This window comes from Burkholderia sp. D-99 (assembly GCF_011605345.1).
Taxonomy (GTDB): Bacteria; Pseudomonadota; Gammaproteobacteria; order Burkholderiales; family Burkholderiaceae; genus Burkholderia.
In genome coordinates, this window is record NZ_JAAOXM010000001.1 from 431,142 (window position 1) to 452,279 (window position 21,138).

Consider the following 21,138-nt stretch of genomic DNA (forward strand, 5'->3'; position numbering starts at 1 on the left):
AGAACGCATGCCGGATATTCCCGTTAAATCGTCGTCCGCCACGAGCCCGGTCTCGCGCACGCAGCGCAAGACGGTGCTGGTTTCCGGGCGCGTAGTCGAGGCGCAGTTGCTGGAGATCAGCTGGCAGGGCGGCGTAACCGTCACGCGCAAGCAGTCCGCGGTCGCGGCGCCTCACTGGACGAGTGATGCGAACGTCGTCGAGATCGAGCAGCCCGACGAGTTTTGCCATGCAAGCGGCTCGCAGCGTCCGGGCGCTTATCTCGTCAAGTCCAAGGCGGGCGCGAACAACAAGGTCGGCATCAAGTTGCGCGTCACCAAGACGAAACCGAATGCGCCTGCCACGATGAAGCTGACAGGGACGTTGCACGGGCTGACGATCGAGGGAGATTGTCCGACTGCGCTCGGCGAACATCAGGTCACCGCGACCGTCACGAACTTGCCGGACACGCTTGCCTACTATTACGGCGATGCGTCGTGGAAACTGAACGATGCCGCGACCGGCCTCAGTGCCGCCGTGACGCCGGCGACGCGACTCGAAGTGTTCGTGTTGCTCGATCGGCCGGGCAAGCCGTTCGGTGCCGGCGTGTGGGCCGAAGCGCTACGCTTTCTCTTCAAGCGCGCATCGGTTGCCGGAGCGGCGACCGCCAAGGCCGCCATCGCGAAGGTCACGGACTATTGCCACCACGGCCACGGGTTGCATTACGACACGATTTCCGGTGCCGCGCATTTCGGCGGCTCGGTGGCAATGACCGGCGGGCTGTTCGAATTGAAGAAGTACATGCAGAAGCGCGCGGTCAAGGCGGGCGGGGCCGCCGCGTCGGGCGGCGCTGCCGACGATGGGCGAACCGTGAACTGCTACGATCAGGCGTCGGCCGTGTTCAGCCTGGCGGCGGCGCTGGGCGTGAAGCCCGGCATCTATTTTCAGAACCCGTTCGGGTATATCAACTCGACCAATCTCGTCGGCATCGGTGCTTGCAACAACCCGTTCTTTTCGTCGAACGGGTCGACACCGACCATCGCCGGAGAGTCCCCGTCGCGGACCAGCTTCGGCAATCACGCTTTTGCCCATCTGAGCCATCAAGTCGAAGACGCATGCGCCGGACCACACCACGACGAAGCGTTGCGCGCCTATCTGGTCGCTTCGATCGATACAGGTCGGTCGAGCCGCGAAATCAGTCAGGAATACAAGATCCAGCCGCCGCTCTCGCCTGACGATTACATTGCGCAGCTCCTGATGACGACAAAGGAATTTCCCGGTGTAGGAGCGGTGAAATGAACAAGCGTGTCGTCGGGTTGTTGTTATGTTCCATTTTTACCGGTGCATGCCATGCGCAATCGCCGGAATCGAGAAACGTCATGACTCCGGAAGAAAGAGCAGCAGCGATTCAGAGGGCCTTCAGCCCGACCGCCCGTGTCGATGCATTCAAGTCGCGCATCGACTTCGACCGGAAGTTCGCCACCGACGATGGCCGGATGGTGGTCGCGTTCGACTGGAGCAGGCTTGCAACGGAGCACCTCCCCGGCTTGACGGGATTGAAGATCGAGAGTCACGAACCGCGCGTCAACGAAACCGGCCCGCTCAAGGATATCCGGGAGGATATCTTCAACGGCCAGTTCGACGGCGCACGCGTATCGATCACGGTTGCGCAGGCGAAGGACCGCTTCAAGGCCGCGGATTATTTCCTCAACGAGACGACTTCGCCGTCGATCGCGCAGGTGCCGTTCGAGACGGATCCTGCGTCGCTCGGAAGCGTGTCGGTCCGCAGCACCATCGCCGGCCCGGGGCGCGGCTTCGTGTGGATCTACAAGAACCTGTGCTTCGTCGTGACGGGCGCACCGGCCGATCCGGTCAGCAATCTTGCCCGACGCCTGCAGACGCTGGCGGAAGGCCACACGGTCAATTCGAAGTGATGGCGAGCATCGCTCGCGATATTCAACGGTAAAGACCATGTCCATCAATACAGGCGCACTGAGTTCGCTGCTGCGAGGCTGGTCGCAGCACAGCCGCTTTCTGTGGATGCGCACGTCGTTCGGAACGGATGCGTTGATCGCGGAAAGCCTGCGCGGCTGGGAAGCGGTTGGCGGCGGCGGGTTTCGTTTCGAGCTGACTGCATTGTCCGAGAATGCCCGGCTCTCGATCGGCAAGCTGATCGGCGGCCCGATCCTGATCGAGTGGCAGGCCACCGAGGGGCAGGACACCCGGCGCCCGGTTCATGGGCATGTGGTTGCCGCGGAACTGATCGGCAGCAACGGTGGTCTCGCCCGCTATCGCTTCACGATCGAGCCGTGGTTTGCACTGCTGCGCCAGCGCGTGGACAGCTACAACTATCAGCACGCCAGTGTGGTCGATATCAGCGAGCAGATCTTCGGCTACTACACGCACGGCGCCATCGTACCTGCGTGGCGTTGGGCGCTGACTGATCAGTCGAAGTATCGAAAGCGCAGCCTGACCGCGCAAGCCGGCGAATCGGATTTCGATTTTCTGCAACGCCTGTGGGCGGAAGAAGGCATCTTCTATTGGTTTGAACACGAAGGCGATGCGAACGCCGCAAACTTCGGTCAGCACACGCTGGTATTGGCGGATTCGAATCAGCAGTTCAAGCCGGACGATCCCGTCGTCATCGGGTTCCATCAGGCGAGCGACGGGAGTCCGGCAGGGAATATCCAGGATTTCATGGCGGCGCGCCGCTGGCGTATCGGGCAAGTGACGCGCGCGAGCTGGGATCATCGCACCTTGTCCACCCGGCCGTCGGAGGCGCGGGTGAAAGGCGCGGTCATGCCCGGTATCGATCGCGACGTTGCCGGCCCCTATGCGTATCAGACCGCGGCGGTCGGCGACTACCGGGCACAGCAGCAACTGGATGCGCAACGCGTGAGCGCGTCGCGCAGCGAAGGGCGCGGCACGCGCCGCGACATGCGGCCGGGGCTGCGATTCGCGATGCGCGACCATCCGGTGTTGAAAGTCTCGCAAGCCTTCGTTTGCCTGCGTGTCGAGCACGAGGTGCAGGCGAATGTGGACGCCGATGTCCACGGCGAAATCGAGCGCAAGCTCGGCAAGGTACCGCCGTCGGCCGAGGTCGACGCATCCGCCGCCGTCGAAGGAATGATGCAGGACGGTCTGTCCGGCACCGGCACGGATCCACGCAATGACATGTCGCGAAACGACACCGGCCGCGTGTACGGAAATGCCTTTGTTGCACTGCCGGTCGAGCAGTCCTACCGTCCGCACGAGGATGGCGTGGACGGCGCACGCTTGCATCCGGAAACGGTGGTGCAGGGCGCGCAGACGGTGATCGTCGTCGGTGCGGATGCGCCGATTCATACCGACCGCGACCACCGCGTCCGTATCCAGCATCATGCGCAGCGCGGCCAGAATGCAGCCAGCCGCGAAGCACATCCTCGTGATTCCAATGCGCCCGCTGATCAAGGTGCAGGCACCTGGACGCGGATGATGACCCCCATCGGCGGCGACAATTGGGGCGGTGTTGCCGTTCCGCGCGTGGGCCAGGAAGTGTGGGTCGACTGGCTGGAAGGGCAGCCTGATCGTCCGGTGGCCGTGGCGTCGCTGTATAACGGGCGCGGCAACGACAACGGTCAGCACAATGCGCGCGCCGGCGGGCCAAGCGGCAGCACCGGCAATGCGGCCGCGTGGTTCGCGGGTAACGGCCATGCAGCCACGCTGACCGGATTCAAGACCCAGGATCTGAGTCAGAGCCAGCAGGGCACCGGCGGCTATCGTCACTTCATGATGGACGATACGGCGGGTCAGTCGAGTGCGCATCTCTATACGACCGATCGCCGTAGCGGGTTGATGCTGGGCCACCTCAAGTCGATGAACGACAACGTTCGCCAGGCTGATCGTGGTTATGGCGCGGAGCTGAATACCGAAGCATCGGGCGCGGTGCGCGGCGGCTCGGGCGTACTGGTCAGCGCCGCAGCCGGCGTGAACCAGATGGATGCGTCCGGCGCGGCCCAGGTGCTCGGCGACAGTCACGACCTGCTCGACGGTCTGGCGCAGGCCGCGCGTGCGCAAGGTGCCGAGCCGGGCGCGTCGCAATCTTCTCCCTCGCAAGCGGATGCGTCGTCGCCCGAACGAACGGACGCGGGCGCTTCGTCGTCCACGCCGGCGGCGGTCACAGGGCTGAGTGACGGCAAGCAGGCAATCAGCGCCGCACGAGCAGGATCCACGTCCGGTCAGGCGACCGGAGGCGGCGATGGCAGCGCGACCGCGTGGAGTCGTCCGCATCTGGTGGCCTACGGCCAGGATGGCGTGGTGGCTGTGTCGGCCAAGAGCCACGTCTGGTTGTCGGGTACCGAGACGGTGCTTGCCGCCGGTCAGGATTTGCAGTGGATGGCGCAGAACAAGACGAGCGTCGTCGCGAACCAGGGAATCCTGTTGTACACGGATGGCAAGAAAGGCGACGGGCGGCCCGTTGCCGTATCCGGCATCGCGCTGCATGCGGCATGTGGATCGGTCGGCCTGCAGGCCCAGCGTGGCGGGAATCTCGGGGCCGTTGCCCAGCAAGGCGTCAGCTTGGCCAGTGCGACGGCAAGCGTGACCGCGCAGGCATCCCGGAAGGTATTGCTCACCGCAGCGAAAGCCTATCTGAAGATGGAGGGGGGCGGCATCGAGATCGGTGTGCCGGGCACAGTGAAGTTTCATGCAGCCAATCACGTGCTGACCGGCCCGCGCAGTTCGGACATGAACCCGCAGATCGCGCAAAGTCAGGTGAAGGCCTGTCCGACGAAAGACGGCGATGCGGCAGGTCGCGGCGCCGCCACGTTGTGACGGAGAGAGGGGCGTGAGTACATCGATCGAACTGACGACGTCGCAGATACAGGACGCGCTGCGGAAACAGGATTCGTTGCACGGGTATCTGCTCGTCGATCCGTACCTGCGGGAGCCGCTTGTCGAGCATGGGCCGATGCCCGGAGAACGCGAGGTCGTGCCGATTCCGGTGGCCAGCGAGTCGCTTCTCGACCATCAGCGTCCGCGGCTGATCTGCTTCGATCATGACGATGTCCAATTGATCGAGGCATCGGTCCGGGCCGCGTGCGACGAACAACGCGATCCCCATGATGAAGTGGTGCGCGGGTTCACGGTGGGCGGCTGGCTGGTTTCGACGCTGCCACCGGAAATCGTCGCGGTTCACCTGGCGCGCGTGATGGTTTCTCCGCGCCCCCGCGTTGGCCGGAAGTACGTGCGATGGGCCGATCGGCGCGTACTCGAATGGATGTGGCCGGCACTGAACGATCTGCAACGAAGCGACTTGTTCGGCCCGATCGCGGCCTGGCATGCGCTGGACCGACATGCCAGGCTCGTGGAGCGGATTTCACCGGTGGGTTTCGACCCGAGCGCATCGCGATCGCGTGCCACGTTCTTCGCGCTCGACGACGCGCAATGGAGCCGGGTGGATCGATGCGCGACGGTGCAGGACCTCCTCAGGGGCTGGTGCGTGTTCGAGCGTGAATTGCCCGACGATTACCTGAACCGGGCGGACGCGGCTGTTGCCGATGCGCAGGTGCTTGGTTTGACGCATGTAGCCGACATCGTGCTGTTGGGCGCGTATGTGCTGCAGATTCATCCGGCACTGTGCAAGCACGCGCATGTGATCGAACTGGTGAAGTCGACATTGAGCGATCGGGCAAGCTTGAGCGAGCGGCTCGGCGCGGTCGGGGATGACGTGTGGGACGCGATGCGTCTCGAACTGGATCAGAAGACGTCGCGCGACACATCCTTCGCGATGGCTCGCCGCTAGCAAAGGAAATCGAATCATGTCAGATGGCAAATATGCGCAGAACGCGAATGCCGCCGCCGCCGGTGCGCCGCACTGTTCCGCAGGCGGGTGCCCGTCATGCGTGAAGGCCGGCTTGCCGGTTTTGCTGGTCAGGCCGGCGCTGGCCGAAAAAAAATATGCCGATGCGAAGAAAGGCGCGATCGCGAAGCTGAAGCCAGGTGTTGCCGACGTCGGGTTGAGTTACTTCGGCTACACGATGCGAACCTTGCGCGGTGGTTATGTCTACGCGTATTACGAGCGACCGCACACCCCGGAGCTCAAGGAGCAGAAGGGGTGGCAGGCATTCCAGGTCGACGACGGTGGCTACATGACGCCCTATTCGCTCAGCGAATTGCCCTTGCCTGGCAACGCACCCGTGTTCGCATGCCAGCGCACTGCCGGTTATGCAGCTGCCATGCTGTTCGTCATCCCGAATGCATCCGAGACGCAGCGTGTGTGGATCGGATTCAGCGATACGCCATGGAGCGAGAAGATTCGGAATGCATATGGAAATCCCAAGAACGAAACGCTGCGGCGACAGCGCATGGTGTGCATCGATGCGCCGCAGGCGAAATGCGATCGTTCGGCCCCGCTGACAGAGGCCGAAATCGGCAAGATCGTCGAAGAGTACAACGCGAACTATCCGGTGGCGTCGGCTGCGCTGTATGGCGACGACAATGTGTTTCCGTTGAGGAAGCCGGCGCGAATGGACCCGAAGGGAGGGCGTCGCGAAACGGCGAAGGACATTTACGACCAGGCTGTCGAGATCGTCAAGAAAAGCCAGACGTTCGACATCGGCAAGGCGATGATCGTCAGCGTACCCGATGCGATCGGTGTGACGTATGAGGCAGCGAACTTCCGTATCACCGTGCCGAAGAAGGCCAAGACGATGATGACGGACAAAGGCTACTGGAAGCTGCAGTCGGCGCTGTGCATCAAGGGCCTGGTCGAGACGATGCAGCAGCAATACAGCCATATCGGCAATCTGTCCGGGATGCAGGGTGACCCGAACACCTACATGGCCAGGGATCAGTTCGACGCGATGAAGGCGAGCGGGAATCTCCCGCCGGGCGCGACCTTCATGCCGCAGACGATCTCCGGATCGGGGATGTTCGCCGGCACCTATACGAACCCGTCGATGGGCATCGTCGCGATACCGGAGGACGAACTGCCGGCGGAGCAGATCAAGAAGAAGCTGGGTGACAAATATCAGAAATTCCTGGACCAGTACCAGTCCGCGTGCAACGACGACAGCCGATTGCTTGCGACGATCGAGCCGGATTACGGAGCGTGGTTGCAAAGCGGGGCGCGCAAGCTGGTGACCGAACACGATTGTGACGACACGACGCGGCAGGACGGTGTCTACTACGCGGTACTGGTGGGCAAGGTGTGCCATGGCGGCCACAAGACCGACGTCGGCCTGCAGTGGTACGCGGATTTCATGAAGGACAATCCGGACGACAAGAACAACCTGATGATCCGAGCGATGCTCGGCAACCAGCAGGATTTCTTCACGTGGTTCAAGGACAAGGATCAGCGATCCAAGACGATCGATGAATCCAAGGCGTTTTTCGACGTGATCGAGGAGCTCGAGAAAAAGCACGAGGGTGGACAGCTGGTCGGGGCCCTGGCACGCAATCTGCCGTATTTGCGGACGCTGGCTTCGCTATGGAGTTACAGCTTGGTGTCATTGCTGAGCGCTTCCAGTCTTGCGTTGCGCGGTCTCAAGAATCCGCCGTCCCCGGATCTCGTCAGGAAAGTCGAGGTGGGGATAGCAAGAATCGGCATCATCAGTGCCACCAAGGATGGCATTCGCGTCACGCGGGTCAAGGCGTCGTACAAGCAGGCGAAGTTTTACTGGCGTGAAGTCGCCAATGCGAAAAACAGTCCCGAAGGTGGTGGCAAATCGACGTCGAAGGTGGGTGACACGCGTACCGTCAGTGTTTCAAGAAGCGGCGGTGGTGCTTTCGACGTGTCGGGAAAAGGTGGGACCGTCGAGGTATTCGTCTTCGAACAGGTCAGTGTTACGACGACCGCCGTTGCGCAGTTGCCGGCTGACATGGGCGAACTCAGGAAGTTTGCCCGCAAGGTCGGCGAATTGATGCGCGAGGGAGGCGCGGTGCTGTCGGTCGCGGGCGGATGGCTGCAGGTCCTGAGCCTGCGGGATGCGATGGACAAATACAGGTACGGAAATGACGACGAGCGGCTGGAGGGTATTCTCGGCATCGGGTCGGCGGCGATGGGTTGCGCTACCGCGTTGTTCGAAGTCGGGAATGCCGCCGCCAAGAAATGGGAAGCGGTTGGCGCTGCGTTGCGCACGAAGATATTGACAGGCGTAGCCGCCACGATTGCCGCTGGATTTGATGCCGCGACCGCGGCCATGAAAGCTGCCTCGAGATATACGCGGGACAACATGGGCGCCTTTACTGCCTATGCGGTTCAGACGCTGTTCTTTTTGGGGGCGACCGTGGCCAGCGGGGCGGGCTTTCTCGAAGCGATCGGCGTCATTACCGTGACGGGCGGCTACGGCCTTTCCTGGACTGGATGGGGGCTGGTGTTGGTTGCTGTTGGTATGGCTGCGGGTTTCTTGGCCCAGCTTCTGCAGAATCGGCCCGCGGAAGAATGGGCGGCACGCACAATCTGGGGAAGTGCGAGCGACAAGTGGGGGAGTATGGCTCGCGAGCAGGAAGAATCGAACAAGTTGTTGCTGGGGATCAGTGTCGACTTCAGCTACAAGGACGGCTTTTGGGATATCGCTGGCCGGAGCGCGGCCGCTGGCATGATGGGAGGATTGCCTATGCCCGGCGGCAGCAATAGCAATCCGATGGATTATCGGGAGGTATATTTGCGCCTGCGTATCCCCGTGGGGTTGCGGGCGCAACTGGACTGGGTTGCACGCATCTACGGCAAGAGCAAGAAAGGCGGGACGACGCTGTTGCTGGAACGCACAGGCGGCTCCGCGCGGCCTTCAGGGCTAGCGGTAGGTGGCGCTTCGGCGCTCGCGAAACTGAACGCCGGGGTGAAAGATCAGGATCAGGACATTCGGCTGTCGCTCGATCTGAGTGTCATTGAATTCAGCGGGGCGTATGCCGAAGTGGCCGTGGAAACGAAGGATGGAGACGAGGTTCTGAGCGAACGGCTGCCGAACTAGGAGATGGGCATCGAAATGAAAAGCGAGAAGAGCGACTACCGCGTGCTGTTGCCGGAATGGAAGCAAGCAGATCCGTATTTCAACAAGTTCCCCGGGAAACTGGCGAATACCCGACAGGGCGTCACGCCACCGTGGCGAGTGGCAAGCGATGACAAGCTGCGACCTGCTCACGAGATGGCCAGCACCTGCGACTCTCTTTTGAATATCTACCCGAATGCGATAGAAGTTGGTACGCCGATGGGCGCCGGCGGGAAAACGGTGTATCTGATGCTTGGTGTGCTGATCGGGCTGTTCGGCACGGGGTGCATCGGCTATCTGGCAGTTCTGGCTTTGCTAAAAATTCCGGTCTTCGGCGTCTTCATGTCCGTTGCCACTGTGCCGTTCTTTTTGTTTGCGGTGTTTTGCCTTCGGGCAGCGCTCTTTTCTCCGCGGGATCTTCCCGTTCTTTTCAACCGGAAAGATCGCAGCGTGAGCTTCATTCCCTATGTGTCGCCGCCGTTCTGGCGATTCTGGGAGAAAGGCGGCGCAGGGGCGGTTCGCACGCGCGCGTGGGACGACGTGAAGGTTCGATCCTACAAGTGGACGCAATTTACTGGGGCGGCGGCTCGGGAATCTTATTTCCTATCGCTGTTGTGGGGTGAAGCAGGCAATCCGCGGTCGTGCGCGGAGATCGTCAATATCGGCTACACCGGATGGTGGGAAGACGCGATGCTTTGGCGGCTGTATGAACATATCCGGCGCTACATGGAGGAGGACGGCCCCCCGATCCCGCGTGGAGAAGCGTTGCGCCAGACAGGTACCGGCAAGCTGCCCACCTTCCCGGCGGAGATCATTGCCGCTGCGGGCGGTGCGGCGATCAAGGTAGAGGAGGCGGTGAACCTTTGATCGGTTTCGCGGGTTCGAGCGGATGGCTGGACGTGAAGACGCTCATGTTCGGCTCGATCATCACTCCGTCGGCGATATCGAATTTGCCGAGATAGTAAAGCGTACGGTTCCGGTACATCGAAATGAAAAACGAGAAGAGTGACTACCGGGTGCTTTTGCCAGAATGGAATCGAGCAGATCCGTTTTTCAACAAGTTCCCCGGGAAACTGGCGAATACCCGGCAGGGCGTCACGCCTCCGTGGCGAGTGGCAAGTGACGACAAGCGGCGACCCGCTCACGAAATGGCCAGCACCTGCGACGCCCTTTTGAACATCTACCCGAATGCGATCGAAGTTGGTACGCCGATGGGCGCCGGCGGGAAAACGGTGTTTTTGCTGATCGGTACGCTGATGGGGCTGCTCGGTACGTGGGGATTCGGCTACCTGGCGGTGCTGGTCTTGCAGGAAGTCCCAGTTCTCGGTGTCGTCGTCTGCCTTTTCACCTTACTGGTCCTTTTGTGTGGTGTGTTCTGCCTCCGAGCGGCGCTTTTTTCTCCTCGGGATCTTCCCGTTCTTTTCAACCGGAAAGATCGCAGCGTGAGCTTCATTCCTTATGTAACGCCACCGTTCTGGCGATTCTGGGAGAAAGGCGGGGCAGGGGCCGTACGCACGCGCGCGTGGGACGACGTGAAGGTTCGATCCTACAAGTGGACGCAGTTTACGGGGGCGGCGGCTCGGGAATCCTATTTCCTGTCGCTGTTGTGGGGCGAGGCCGGCAATCCGCAGTCATGCGCGGAGATCGTCAATATCGGCTACACGGGATGGTGGGAAGACGCGATGCTGTGGCGATTGTACGAGCACATTCGACGCTACATGGAGGAGGACGGCCCCCCGATACAGCGCGGAGAAACACTGCGCCGGACAGGTACCGGCAAGTTGCCCACGTTCCCGGCGGAGATCATTGACGCTGCCGGCGGCGCGGCGATCAAGGTAGAGGGGGCGGTGAACCTCTGATCGGTTTCGCGATAGCGAAGGCTTGCTGCTCTCGCGGTTCAAGCGTGTGGCTGGACGTGATGACACTCATGTTCGGCTCGATCATCACTCCGTCGGCGATATCGAAATTGCCGAGATAGTAGAGCGTACGGTTCCGGGACATCGAAATGAAAAACGAGAAGAGCGACTACCGCGTGCTGTTGCCGGAATGGAATCAAGCGGATCCGTATTTCAATAAATTCCCCGGGAAACTGGCGAATACCCGGCAGGGCGTCACGCCACCGTGGCGGGTGGCAAGCGATGACAAGCGGCGACCTGCTCACGAAATGGCCAGCGCCTGCGACGCCCTTTTGAACATCTACCCGAATGCGATCGAAGTTGGTACGCCGATGGGCGCCGGCGGGAAAACGGTGTATCTGATGCTTGGCGTGCTGATCGGGCTGCTCGGTGCGGGGGGCATCGGCTACCTGGCGGTGCTGGCCTTGCTCAAAATCCCGGTCTTCGGCGTCTTCGTGTCTGCCGCCACGATGCTGTTCCTTTTGTTTGCGGTGTTTTGCCTCCGAATAGCGCTTTTTTCTCCCCGGGATCTTCCCGTTCTTTTCAACCGGAAAGATCGCAACGTGAGCTTCATTCCTTATGTAACGCCGTCGTTCTGGCGATTCTGGGAGAAAGGCGGGGCAGGAGCCGTACGCACGCGCGCGTGGGACGACGTGAAGGTTCGATCGTACAAATGGACGCAATTTACGGGGGCGGCGGGCCGTGAATCCTATTTCCTGTCGCTGTTGTGGGGCGAGGTTGGCAATCCCCAGTCGTGCGCCGAGATCGTCAATATCGGCTACGCCGGGTGGTGGGAAGACGCAATGCTCTGGCGGCTGTTTGAACATATCCGGCGTTACATGGAGGAGGACGGCCCTCCGATCCCGCGTGGAGAAGCGTTGCGCCGGACAGGTACCGGCAAGCTGCCCGAGTTCCCGGTGGAGATCATTGCCGCTGCCGGCGGCGCGGCGATCAAGATAGAGGAAGCCGCCAACCTTTGACGCGATACCGTCTCTCGGCGGTGCGGCAAGTTAGCCGTCGCGCACGACAATCGGACTTGTGCGGATTGACGAACCGCGCACTTTGTTCGAAACGAACGCCGTCGCGGCTCCGCGCCTGCCGCGCCGCCCGGCATTCGGGTTTCGATTCGTATGTTCGAACAGGCCGCGTGGACTATAAATGGATGCGTGTACCGGGGTTTGTCGGGCGCCTGCGCGTCTCGCGCATGTCGGCGCCGTGACTCCCGGGGGAGGTGCACCGTGGTTCGCCAGACGCTTGCTCGCGCCGTGCTTCGCACCGCGTTGATCGGGGGCGTGTTTGCCGGCGGTTTGCTGCCCCCGCCGGCCGCCCTTGCCGGAACCCTCTCGCCGCCCGTCGCGCCACACCCCATGAAGCAGCGGCCGGCTGCAGCGCCTTACGCGATGCCGGTCGATTTTCCGGCTATCGTCGACCGCTACGGCCCGGCAGTCGTGACCATCATGACCGCCGCACCCGAGCAGCAGGCCGGCGGCCCGTCCTTCGCGATTCTCGATCCCGACGATCCGCTCACCGCATTCTTCCGGCACGACGCGCCGCCGCCAGCGCCGCCGCCAGCGCAGGGGCCAGCACTGGGGCCACTGGCGTCACAGGCTCCACAGGCTCCACAGGCGCCGGCGCCCGACACGGCACCGCGCGCGGTATCGGGTAGCGGTTCGGGCTTCATCGTCAGCGCCGACGGCCTGATTCTCACCTCGGCCCATGTGGTCGACGATGCGACCGACGTGACGGTGCGGCTCACCGACCGCCGCGAATTCAAGGCGACCGTGCTGGCCGTCGATCCGCAAAGCGACGTCGCCGTGCTGCGCGTCAACGCGACGAAGCTGCCGTTCGTGCGCGTCGGCGATTCGTCGAAAGTACGGGCGGGCGAGCCGGTGATGACGATCGGCGCGCCGGACGGATCGGGCAACACGGTCACGGCCGGCATCGTCAGCGCCACGTCGCACCGGCTGCCGGACGGCAGCGCATTCCCGTTCTTCGAGACTGACATCGCGCCGAACCCCGACAACTCGGGCGGCCCCGTGTTCAACCGCGCGGGCGACGTGATCGGCATCGCGGTGCAGGTCTATACGGGCACCGACCGCTACGCGAGCACGACGTTCGCGATCCCGATCGCGTTTGCCGCAAAGGTGCGTGCGCAACTGCAGAAGCAGATGCAGGCGCAGCAGTCCCAGGCGCCGGGCGAGTCGTCGTCCGGCAATGCGATCGGCGTCGACGTGCAGGATGTCGGGATCGGGCTGGCCGCGGCGTTCGGGCTGCCGCGTCCGGCGGGCGCGCTCGTCAACGGCGTCGCGCCCGGCTCGCCGGCCGCCGCGGCCGGCGTGAAGCCCGGAGACGTGATCGTGAAGCTGGGCGACAAGACGATCGGCCGCTCGGCCGAGCTGAACGACCTGGCCGCCGCGCTGCCGCCCGGCCAGAAGGCGCCGCTGCGGCTGATCCGCAACCGCGCGCCGGTGATGCTGACGATCACGGGTGCCGACGAGGCCGCCGGCAACGCGGGGCCGACCATCGGCATGGCCGCGCCGAAGGCGGCCGCACGACCGGGCGCGGGAGCCGGCGCGGGCGACGGCGGCGACCGTCTCGGGCTGACGATGCACGCGCTGAGCGACGACGAGCGCCGCTCGACGGGGCTCGCGGTCGGGATGATGGTGGACGCGGTGCACGGCCCGGCAGCCAACGCGGGCATCCAGCCGGGCGATGTCGTGCTGGAGCTCAACGACACGCTGCTCGAGACACCGGACGACGTGCAGTCGCTCGAAGCGAACGGCGGCAGCGTGATCGCGGTGCTGATCCAGCGCAACAACGCGCGGAAGTTCGTGTCGGTGCGGGCGCGTTAGGGCGTTGACGTGGCGGGTGTTGCCCGCCTAACATCGTTCGATATCGCGGGCAGTCAGCCCGGCATTCAGGAGCCATTCGGCATGAAAACGGCTTGCTTCATCGTAGTAGTCCACAGGCGCAGGGTCCGGTAGCGGCACCGCGCCGGCACCCATGCGCCCCCGACTCGCTCGGGGGCTTTTTTTTGCATTGCGCACGGCCGTGCGGCATGTGCGCGGAGGGCATCCGCTTGCAATCGAACCTGCCGATCGCTTCCGAACGGGCGTCGCCGAGACACGCGACGCTGATCCTGCTGTGCGCGCTCTCGGTGCTGCCGCTGAGCCTGTTCCTGCCGTCGTTGCCGGCAATCGCGCGCGACCTGCACACCGACTATGCGCTCGTCGCGCTGTCGCTCGGCGGATACGCGGCGGTGGCCGCGTCGCTCGAGTTCGTGATGGGGCCGCTGTCGGACCGGTTCGGGCGGCGGCCGGTCGTGCTGGCGAGCGTCGGTGTGTTCGCGCTCGGCTCGCTCGGCTGCGCGATGGCGACCGATATTCGGGCGTTTCTGGCATGCCGGCTGATGCAGGCGGCGATCACGTCGGCCTATCCGGTGTCGATGGCGACGATCCGGGACACCGGCGGCGGTGCGCGCGCAGCGAGCCGGATCGGCTATGCGGCGATGGCGGCCGCGTTCGCGCCGATGCTCGGCCCGACGCTCGGTGGCGCGCTCGACCAGACGTTGGGCTGGCGCGCGAGCTTCTGGCTGCTCGGCGTGGCGGGCATCGCGCTGTTCGTCTGGTGTGCGTTCGATTTCGCCGAGACCCATGCGAACCGGTCGTCGAGCCTCGGGCAGCAGCTTCGTGCGTATCCGGCACTGCTTCGTGCGCGCCGTTTCTGGGCCTATGCGCTCTGCATGGCGTTTTCGACCGGCTCGTTCTACGCGTTCCTGGCCGGCGCGCCGCTCGCCGCGCAGACGGTGTTCGGCATCGCGCCCGCGGAGATCGGCTTCTACATGGGGACCATCACGGCCGGCTTCGTGTGCGGCAGCTTCCTGGCCGCGCGTTACGCGCGCCGCTACGCGCTGGCCGCGACGATCCTGTGCGGGCGGATCGTCGCGTGTGCGGGGCCGTTGCTCGGCCTCGCGCTGATGTTCGGCGGCGCGACGCAGGCGATCGCGTGGTTCGGGCCGTGCGTGCTGGTCGGCATCGGCAACGGGCTGACCAATCCCGGCGCGCATGCCGGCGCGGTGTCGGTGCGCCCGGAGCTGGCCGGGAGCGCGTCGGGGCTGGCCGGCGCGATGACGATCGCCGGCGGCGCCGCGCTTTCGTCGCTGACGGGCGCGGTGCTGACGGCTGGCAACGCCCGCTATGCACCGCTGGCGATGATGCTGCTGTCGGCCGCGATCGCGCTGGCGGCGGCCGTCTGCGTTCGGGTGTTCGAGGCGCGGGATGCCGGGCGGTGAGCGCAGGCGCGCGGAACCGGGCAGGGGTGCCGGCACGCTACCGTGACGCGGGCGATTGGCGGACAATCGACCGAATACCGGAAGCAGACGAACCCTCCGCGCGCCGAGCCGTATTCCCCGACGCATCCAGGGCGACAGGACGACGATGCGATGAACGACTTTTCCGATTTCCAGAGGGGCATTGCGGACGCGGCGAGGGCGACCTTCAAGGCGCTGCGGGCGCTGCATCCGGACGAGCATTTCTACGCGTTCGCGCTCTATACCGACAGCAGTGCGATGACGGTGGTGCCGGCGGCCAACACGGTGGAAGGGCTGGCCCGGCTCCGCGCACAGCAGACGGTGGCGGACAACGATCCGGCCCCATGGTTTGCGTGGAGTTTTTCCGAGTGGGCGTACGAGTCGGCGGAAGCGTCGCCGTTCAACGCGCTCTGCGGGAAGCTGGCCGATGAGGTGCTGAGCCCGCAGTTTGCGATGTCGCGATTTCCGGCATTTTCCCGGCAACTGCATGCCGACATGATCGAGGCGTTGCGCGTGCTCGACCGCGAGGGCCTGTTCGGCGCGGGCGACGAAAGGGCGGCGATTACGTTGTTCGTGTCGATCAGCGACGACAGCGCTGCCGAGGCGTTGGAACACGAATCGGCGAAAGCGCGAATCCACCGGCCGTCGCCGACGCATTCCTGCGCCGCTACGATTGACCGGCAGGGACATCGCACGGCGGCCTCCCCGGCGGGGCGGCCGCCATGCTTGCTGCGTGACGGCTTACGGCGTTACGGCTTCGCGCCCACGACGAACTCGAACGTCGCGACACCGTCGACGCCGCCCGTGACGCGATCACCGGGCTGCAGCGCGCCGACGCCGGCCGGCGTGCCGGTGAAGATCAGGTCGCCGGCCTTCAGCTCGACCGAGCGCGACACATACGCGATGACGTCGGGCACGGCCCAGATCATGTCGGCGAGGTCGCCTTGCTGGCGCGTTTCGCCGTTGACCGCGAGCCAGATGCGGCCCGTCGCCGGGTGGCCGGTGGCCGACGCCGCGCGCAGCGCGGTCACGGGCCCCGACGCGTCGAAGCCCTTTGCCCAATCCCACGGACGGCTCAGCTTCTTCGCTTCGGCCTGCAGGTCGCGGCGCGTGAGGTCGACGCCGACGCCGTAGCCCCACACGTGCGACAGCGCGTCGGCCGGGTCGATCGACCGGCCATCCTTGCCGATCGCGACGACCAGCTCGATTTCGTGATGGAGGTCGTTGGTCAGCGGCGGATAGGGGACGGTGCCGCCGGCCGGGACGATCGCGTCGGCCGGCTTCGTGAAGAAGAACGGCGGTTCGCGGTCGGGATCGGCGCCCATTTCGCGCGCGTGGTCGGCGTAGTTGCGGCCGACGCAGAAGACGCGGCGCACCGGAAAGCGCGCGGACGACTGTTCGACTTCGACGGAAGGACGCTCGGCAGCGTCGATGACATAAGCGGACATCGGATGGCCTCGTTCGGTGGGAAGACGGGTGCCGCGCCCGTGCGGCGCACGGGCCGGCATGCGTGCAACGATACCCGACGCCCGTGCGGCCGGATGCGACACAACTGCGTTTTACCGGGACAAAACTACGCGTCGGCCGCCGTCGGCGTGTCGTCGCCGTCGGGCAGCGCGGCATTTGCGTCGCGGTACGCCTTCGGCGACACGCCGACCCGCGCGCGGAAGCGCCGCGCGAAATACCCTTCGTCGCGGAAGCCGACCGAGCGCGCGATATCCGCGATGCGCCGGCTCGTGTGGGCCAGCAGCGATTGCGCGAGCGCGATCCGGCGCTCGGTCACGAGATCGGTGAAGGTGCTGCCGGTTTCCTTGCGGACCAGGTGCGCGAGGTAGTTGGGCGACAGGAACGCGGCCTCGGCGGTCGCGGCAAGCGTCAGGTCCTCGCGGGTCAGGTTGGCGCGCACGTGCCGCAGCACGCGCGCGAGCGCGTCGCGCCGGCCCGCGCGCTGGGCCCCGCGCTGTGCGAGCTTGTCGAGTGCCCCCGCGTACTGCGTGCAGACGAGCCCGATCAGTTGCAGCAGGTAGCCGCGCAGCAACGTGGTCGAGCCGAACGTGCGCACGCGATCGGTATCGAGCATGCACAGCGCGAGGCGGCGCGCTTCGTCGTAGGTGTCGCCGGTCAGGATGAAATCGAGGTGTTCCTGGAAGCGGAACGGCGTCAGCTCGGGAAAGCGGTGGGCGGGCACGTCCTCCAGGTCGAGCGGATCGACGTCGAGGTCGGCTCGCAGGAACGCCTGGCTGAAGTTGATCACGATGAAGTGCGCACCTTCCGGATGCGGGATCAGGTGCTCACGGTGCGGCAGCACGAACGCAAGCGCGCCGCGCGGAAACGGCCGCGTGACGCCGCCGATCCGCTGCTCGGTGTCGCCGCCGAGATTGAACTGGATCTGGAAATACGCGTGCCGGTGCGGCTCGGTGATGGCCTGGCGCGACGCCTGGTCGCGGATGTAGAAGTCGAGCCGGTCGCTGCGTTCGGGCATCCCGTACAGGCGCGGCGGGGCGGTGGAGGGCATGAAGGATTCTGCTGATCGTGACGCGGATGAGCCGCGATGGTACAGCGAACCGGGCGTGGCGGCGACCTGTGCGGCCGTGCGGCGTTGCCCGGTGTCGCTCGCGGCGTGCCGCGCGGCGGTCATTCGTCCGGGTGGAAGCCGAGATAACTCGCGTGCGGGTTGCCGCTACCTGCACGCTGACTGGTCGCGCCGACCGACACGAGCGCATCCACCGTCGACGTACGGTTCGACACCAGCGTCCACGCGATGGCGTCGTCGGCGCGGGCCGGAGCCGGCGCCGGCTCCGCTGCGCGCAGTGCCGTCAGCGCCGCGAGCAGCGTGGCGGCCGGCGGCGCATGGATCGCGAACCCTTCGTTGGCAACCGCCGCCGTATCGATCCCCAATGCCGCGCAAAGCCGTGCCCGCAGCGGCGTCTCGGCTTCGCTCGCTGCACGCGAACGTGCGATGTTCTCGCGGGTAGCCGCGTCGACAATCGTGCCGCCGCGGACGAACGGCGCCTGCTGCCACGCGTCGGGCGTGCATTGCTTGCCGGCCGGGGCCAGCGGTACGAACGGGTTCACTTCGGCCGGATAGATCCGGCACACGAGCGGGCGCTCGTCGTAGATCGCGCATCGCAGGTCGTCGAGCAGGTTCGGGCACGGCCCGGCATGGGTCGCGGTGAGCATGACCGTGATGCGGACGGGCAGCGAGCCGCTGAGCGCGGCGGTCGAGCGCACGCGCTTGTACGCGGCGAACGCGTTGTCGGGCTCGGGCTCGACGAGCCACGGCATCGCATCGCACAGCAGTTCCACGTGGCCGCCGCGCTGCAGCCACGCAGTGGCCTCGTCGATCGTCAGCGGAATGCGCAGGTCGCGGCAGCATCCGCCGCAGCCGTTGCAGGCAAAGTCGAGGTCGGTGGGGGTGTCGTTCATTCTGTTTCGATTCGGATGACGGGGATGTCGCGAAGCGTCGCGACAGGGCAATGGTTTCGTTTACCGGGTGACCAGCGGCGCGACTCGGCGCCGCAGCTCGGGCACGACGTCGGCGTCGAACCAGGGGTGGTGCTTGAACCACGCCTGGTTGCGCGGCGACGGATGCGGCAGCGGCAGCACGCCGGGGCCGTAGTCGCGCCATGCGTGTACGGTGTCGGTCAGCGTGGCCTTGCGCGTGTCGCGCAGGAAATGCCGCTGCGCATACTGGCCGATCAGCAGCGTGAGCCGGATCGACGGCAACTCGGCGAGCAACCGGTCGATCCACAGCGGCGCGCATTCGGGGCGCGGCGGGTTGTCGCCGCTGGCACCGCGGCCCGGGTAGCAGAAGCCCATCGGCACGATCGCGAAGCGCGTCTCGTCGTAGAAGGTGTCGGCGTCGACGTCGAGCCAGCCGCGCAGCCGCTTGCCGCTCGCGTCGTCCCACGGGATGCCGCTCGCATGGACGCGTGCGCCCGGCGCCTGCCCGACGATCAGGATGCGCGCGTCGCGATGGGCACGCACGACCGGGCGCGGGCCGAGCGGCAGGTCGGCTTCGCAGGCACGGCACGCGCGGATTTCAGTGAGCAGCACGTCGAGCGGCGCGCGCGTGGGTTTCGGCATCGAATCTGATCGGGGACGGAGTGGTCATGCGGCGTCACCCGGGGGCGCGTGGCGGGCGCCGACAGGCGGCCCGGACAGGCGTGGCGCGGGAGCGCGCGCCGCCTGCATCACGCGGCGCGCCTTACGCCCGCGACGGGCCCGGTGCGCCGCTTTCGGCGACGGCAGCATCATACAACGTGGTTTGCGCGATCGCCCGTGCGATCTCCGCGTCGTCGTGCGAACCGTCGAGCATGCCCCAGCGCCGATATTGGGACAGGAACCACTGGCCTTCGCGCGGATCGGGGCGGTTCACGGTGCCGCCGTCGTGAAAGCGGATCGGCAGCGGCGGCACGGCGAACGGGCCTGATCCGTAGTCGCCGAGCAGGCGCGGCGCGATCAGCCGGGCCGGCACGCCGAGCGCATCGGGCGACGCGAGCCAGTCGGCCGCCTCGCGCCGGTGCGTGGCGCTGTCGAGCCATGCGCAGGCATCGACGAGCGTGCGGATCAGCGCGCGGGCCGTGGCCGGGTACAGCGCGACGAAATCGCGCCGGGCCGCGAGCACCTTCTCCGGATGATCGGGCCAGATCTCGCTCGTGACGGCAACGGTCCGCCCGGCGCCGCAGGCCTCGGCCACCGCATGCCACGGCTCGCCGGCGCAGAAGCCGTCGAGTTCGCCGCTGGCGAGCGCGGCCACCATCTCGGGCGGCGGGATCACGACGCTGCGCACGTCGCGCAGCGGGTCGACGTCGTGCGATGCGAGCCAGTGGTTCAGCCACATCGCGTGCGTGCCGGTCGGGAACGTCTGCGCGAGGAGCGGCTTGCGGCCGAGCGTCGCGAATGCGTCGCGCACGCTGCCGCTGCCGCGATAGGCGTCGGCGAGGCCGCGCGACAACGAGATCGCCTGGCCGTTGCGGTTCAGCACCATCAGCGCGGCCATGTCGGCCTGAGGGCCGCCGATCCCGAGCTGCAGCCCGCAGACGAGCCCGTACAGCGCATGCGCGGCGTCGAGCTCGCCGCTCAGCAGCTTGTCGCGGACGGCGGCCCACGACGGCTGGCGGCTGAGTTCGAGCGTGAGGCCGTGCCGCGCACCGAGGTTCAGGCGCTGCGCGACGATCAGCGGGGCCGCGTCGCTCAGCGCGACGAACCCGAGGCGAAGATGCGCGCGTTCCGGCGCGACGGGAGAGGAGGTATCCATAGCGGTCATGACTCGGGTGTTGCGTCGAGCAGTTGCCGCGCGACGTCGACGATGCGCAGGCCCTGATCCATCGCGCGCTTGCGCAGCGCCGCGTACGCGTCGTGTTCGGACAGCCTGCGCTGGTCCATCAGCATCCGTTTCGCGCGGTCGATCAGTTTTCGTTCGGCGAGTTCTCGCTCGACATCCGCAAGCCGGCGGCGCAGCGCGTCGTCGTGCGAGAAGCGTGCGAGCGCGACTTCGAGAATCGGTGCGAGGCGTTCGGCCGACAGCCCTTCGACGAGATACGCGCTGACCCCCGCGCCGACCGCTGCGCGGATCAGCGACTGGTTGGCGTCGTGGCTGAACATCAGCACGGGGCGCGGCGCGGTGGCATGCATAACTGCGAGCTGTTCGAGCGTGTCGCGCGACGGCGAATCGGTATCGATGATCACGACGTCGGGATGCTGCTCCTCGACGGCGGCCGGCAGGCGCGCGGGCGTCGCGACGTCGTTCAGCATGTCGTAGCCGAGCTGCGCGAGCGCATCGCCGAGCTCGCCGATCGGCTTGTCGGTATCGGTGACGAGCAGCACGCGCAGGCGGGTGGAGGAAGCAGGCGTACTCATGACGCGAACGGCGGCGGCGAAATCATGGCGCGATGCGCCGATGGGAGGCGGTGGCCCCGTGCGGACATCGTGTCGGCGCCGCGCACGGCGACCCGGCGGCCGGTGCGAACGGTGCCGCTGTCTTCA

The 21,138-nt window shown here is 65.6% G+C and carries 16 protein-coding genes and 1 pseudogene; 11 read left to right on the forward strand and 6 right to left on the reverse strand.

The annotated features are described in order from the left end of the window. Positions 1-7: 7 nt before the first annotated feature. The 11 genes and pseudogenes from HAV18_RS01880 to HAV18_RS01930 all read left to right on the forward strand — a co-directional run. Entirely contained in the window at positions 8-1,276 is a 1,269-nt protein-coding gene (locus HAV18_RS01880; RefSeq protein WP_166951927.1) for a hypothetical protein, read from the forward strand. Next, positions 1,273-1,911 carry a hypothetical protein gene (locus tag HAV18_RS01885; RefSeq protein WP_166951930.1) on the forward strand — a complete coding sequence of 213 codons (639 nt, stop codon included), beginning with the start codon at positions 1,273-1,275 and terminating at the stop codon, positions 1,909-1,911. Before HAV18_RS01880 ends, HAV18_RS01885 begins: the two co-directional genes overlap by 4 nt. Before the next feature lie 37 nt (positions 1,912-1,948). Continuing rightward, positions 1,949-4,789: a type VI secretion system Vgr family protein gene (locus HAV18_RS01890; RefSeq protein ID WP_166951933.1), complete on the forward strand. Its 2,841-nt coding sequence runs from the start codon at positions 1,949-1,951 to the stop codon at positions 4,787-4,789. Positions 4,790-4,802: 13 nt separating this feature from the next. After that, the gene (locus tag HAV18_RS01895) at positions 4,803-5,759 is read left to right on the forward strand and encodes a DUF4123 domain-containing protein (RefSeq protein ID WP_166951938.1); all 957 of its coding nucleotides are present in this window, start codon (positions 4,803-4,805) and stop codon (positions 5,757-5,759) included. A gap of 16 nt (positions 5,760-5,775) precedes the next feature. Then, complete coding sequence (locus HAV18_RS01900; protein ID WP_166951941.1) at positions 5,776-8,928, forward strand: T6SS effector BTH_I2691 family protein; 3,153 nt, start codon at positions 5,776-5,778, stop codon at positions 8,926-8,928. 15 nt (positions 8,929-8,943) lie between these two features. Beyond that, complete coding sequence (locus tag HAV18_RS39560; protein ID WP_208101637.1) at positions 8,944-9,813, forward strand: DUF6708 domain-containing protein; 870 nt, start codon at positions 8,944-8,946, stop codon at positions 9,811-9,813. 122 nt (positions 9,814-9,935) lie between these two features. Further along, positions 9,936-10,805 carry a DUF6708 domain-containing protein gene (locus tag HAV18_RS39565; RefSeq protein WP_208101639.1) on the forward strand — a complete coding sequence of 290 codons (870 nt, stop codon included), beginning with the start codon at positions 9,936-9,938 and terminating at the stop codon, positions 10,803-10,805. Between the two features lie 146 nt (positions 10,806-10,951). Beyond that, positions 10,952-11,821, forward strand: coding sequence for a DUF6708 domain-containing protein (locus HAV18_RS39570; protein WP_208101641.1), 870 nt, complete (start codon positions 10,952-10,954; stop codon positions 11,819-11,821). A 258-nt stretch (positions 11,822-12,079) separates the two neighbouring features. Beyond that, a complete protein-coding gene (locus HAV18_RS01920) occupies positions 12,080-13,693 on the forward strand; it encodes a trypsin-like peptidase domain-containing protein (RefSeq protein WP_166951944.1) in 1,614 nt (537 codons plus the stop codon). 227 nt (positions 13,694-13,920) lie between these two features. Continuing rightward, a complete protein-coding gene (locus HAV18_RS01925; RefSeq protein WP_166951947.1) occupies positions 13,921-15,132 on the forward strand; it encodes a Bcr/CflA family efflux MFS transporter in 1,212 nt (403 codons plus the stop codon). 150 nt (positions 15,133-15,282) lie between these two features. Further along, positions 15,283-15,717: pseudogene (locus tag HAV18_RS01930) on the forward strand (DUF4303 domain-containing protein); the annotation flags it as partial. Between the two features lie 182 nt (positions 15,718-15,899). On the opposite strand, the gene HAV18_RS01935 reads toward HAV18_RS01930, so the two are convergent. From HAV18_RS01935 to HAV18_RS01960, 6 genes are all read right to left on the reverse strand, one after another. Beyond that, positions 15,900-16,598 carry a fumarylacetoacetate hydrolase family protein gene (locus tag HAV18_RS01935; RefSeq protein ID WP_166951951.1) on the reverse strand — a complete coding sequence of 233 codons (699 nt, stop codon included), beginning with the start codon at positions 16,596-16,598 and terminating at the stop codon, positions 15,900-15,902. Positions 16,599-16,723: 125 nt separating this feature from the next. After that, positions 16,724-17,665: a helix-turn-helix transcriptional regulator gene (locus HAV18_RS01940; RefSeq protein WP_166951955.1), complete on the reverse strand. Its 942-nt coding sequence runs from the start codon at positions 17,663-17,665 to the stop codon at positions 16,724-16,726. A 119-nt stretch (positions 17,666-17,784) separates the two neighbouring features. Next, positions 17,785-18,576, reverse strand: a complete 792-nt coding sequence (locus tag HAV18_RS01945; protein WP_166951959.1) for a YkgJ family cysteine cluster protein — start codon at positions 18,574-18,576, stop codon at positions 17,785-17,787. 60 nt (positions 18,577-18,636) lie between these two features. Further along, a complete protein-coding gene (locus HAV18_RS01950) occupies positions 18,637-19,236 on the reverse strand; it encodes a uracil-DNA glycosylase family protein (protein ID WP_166951964.1) in 600 nt (199 codons plus the stop codon). Between the two features lie 121 nt (positions 19,237-19,357). Beyond that, on the reverse strand, positions 19,358-20,410 hold the full coding sequence (locus HAV18_RS01955) for a CmpA/NrtA family ABC transporter substrate-binding protein (RefSeq protein ID WP_166951968.1): 1,053 nt from the start codon (positions 20,408-20,410) through the stop codon (positions 19,358-19,360). Positions 20,411-20,415: 5 nt separating this feature from the next. After that, entirely contained in the window at positions 20,416-21,012 is a 597-nt protein-coding gene (locus HAV18_RS01960; protein WP_166951972.1) for an ANTAR domain-containing response regulator, read from the reverse strand. Positions 21,013-21,138: the final 126 nt, after the last annotated feature.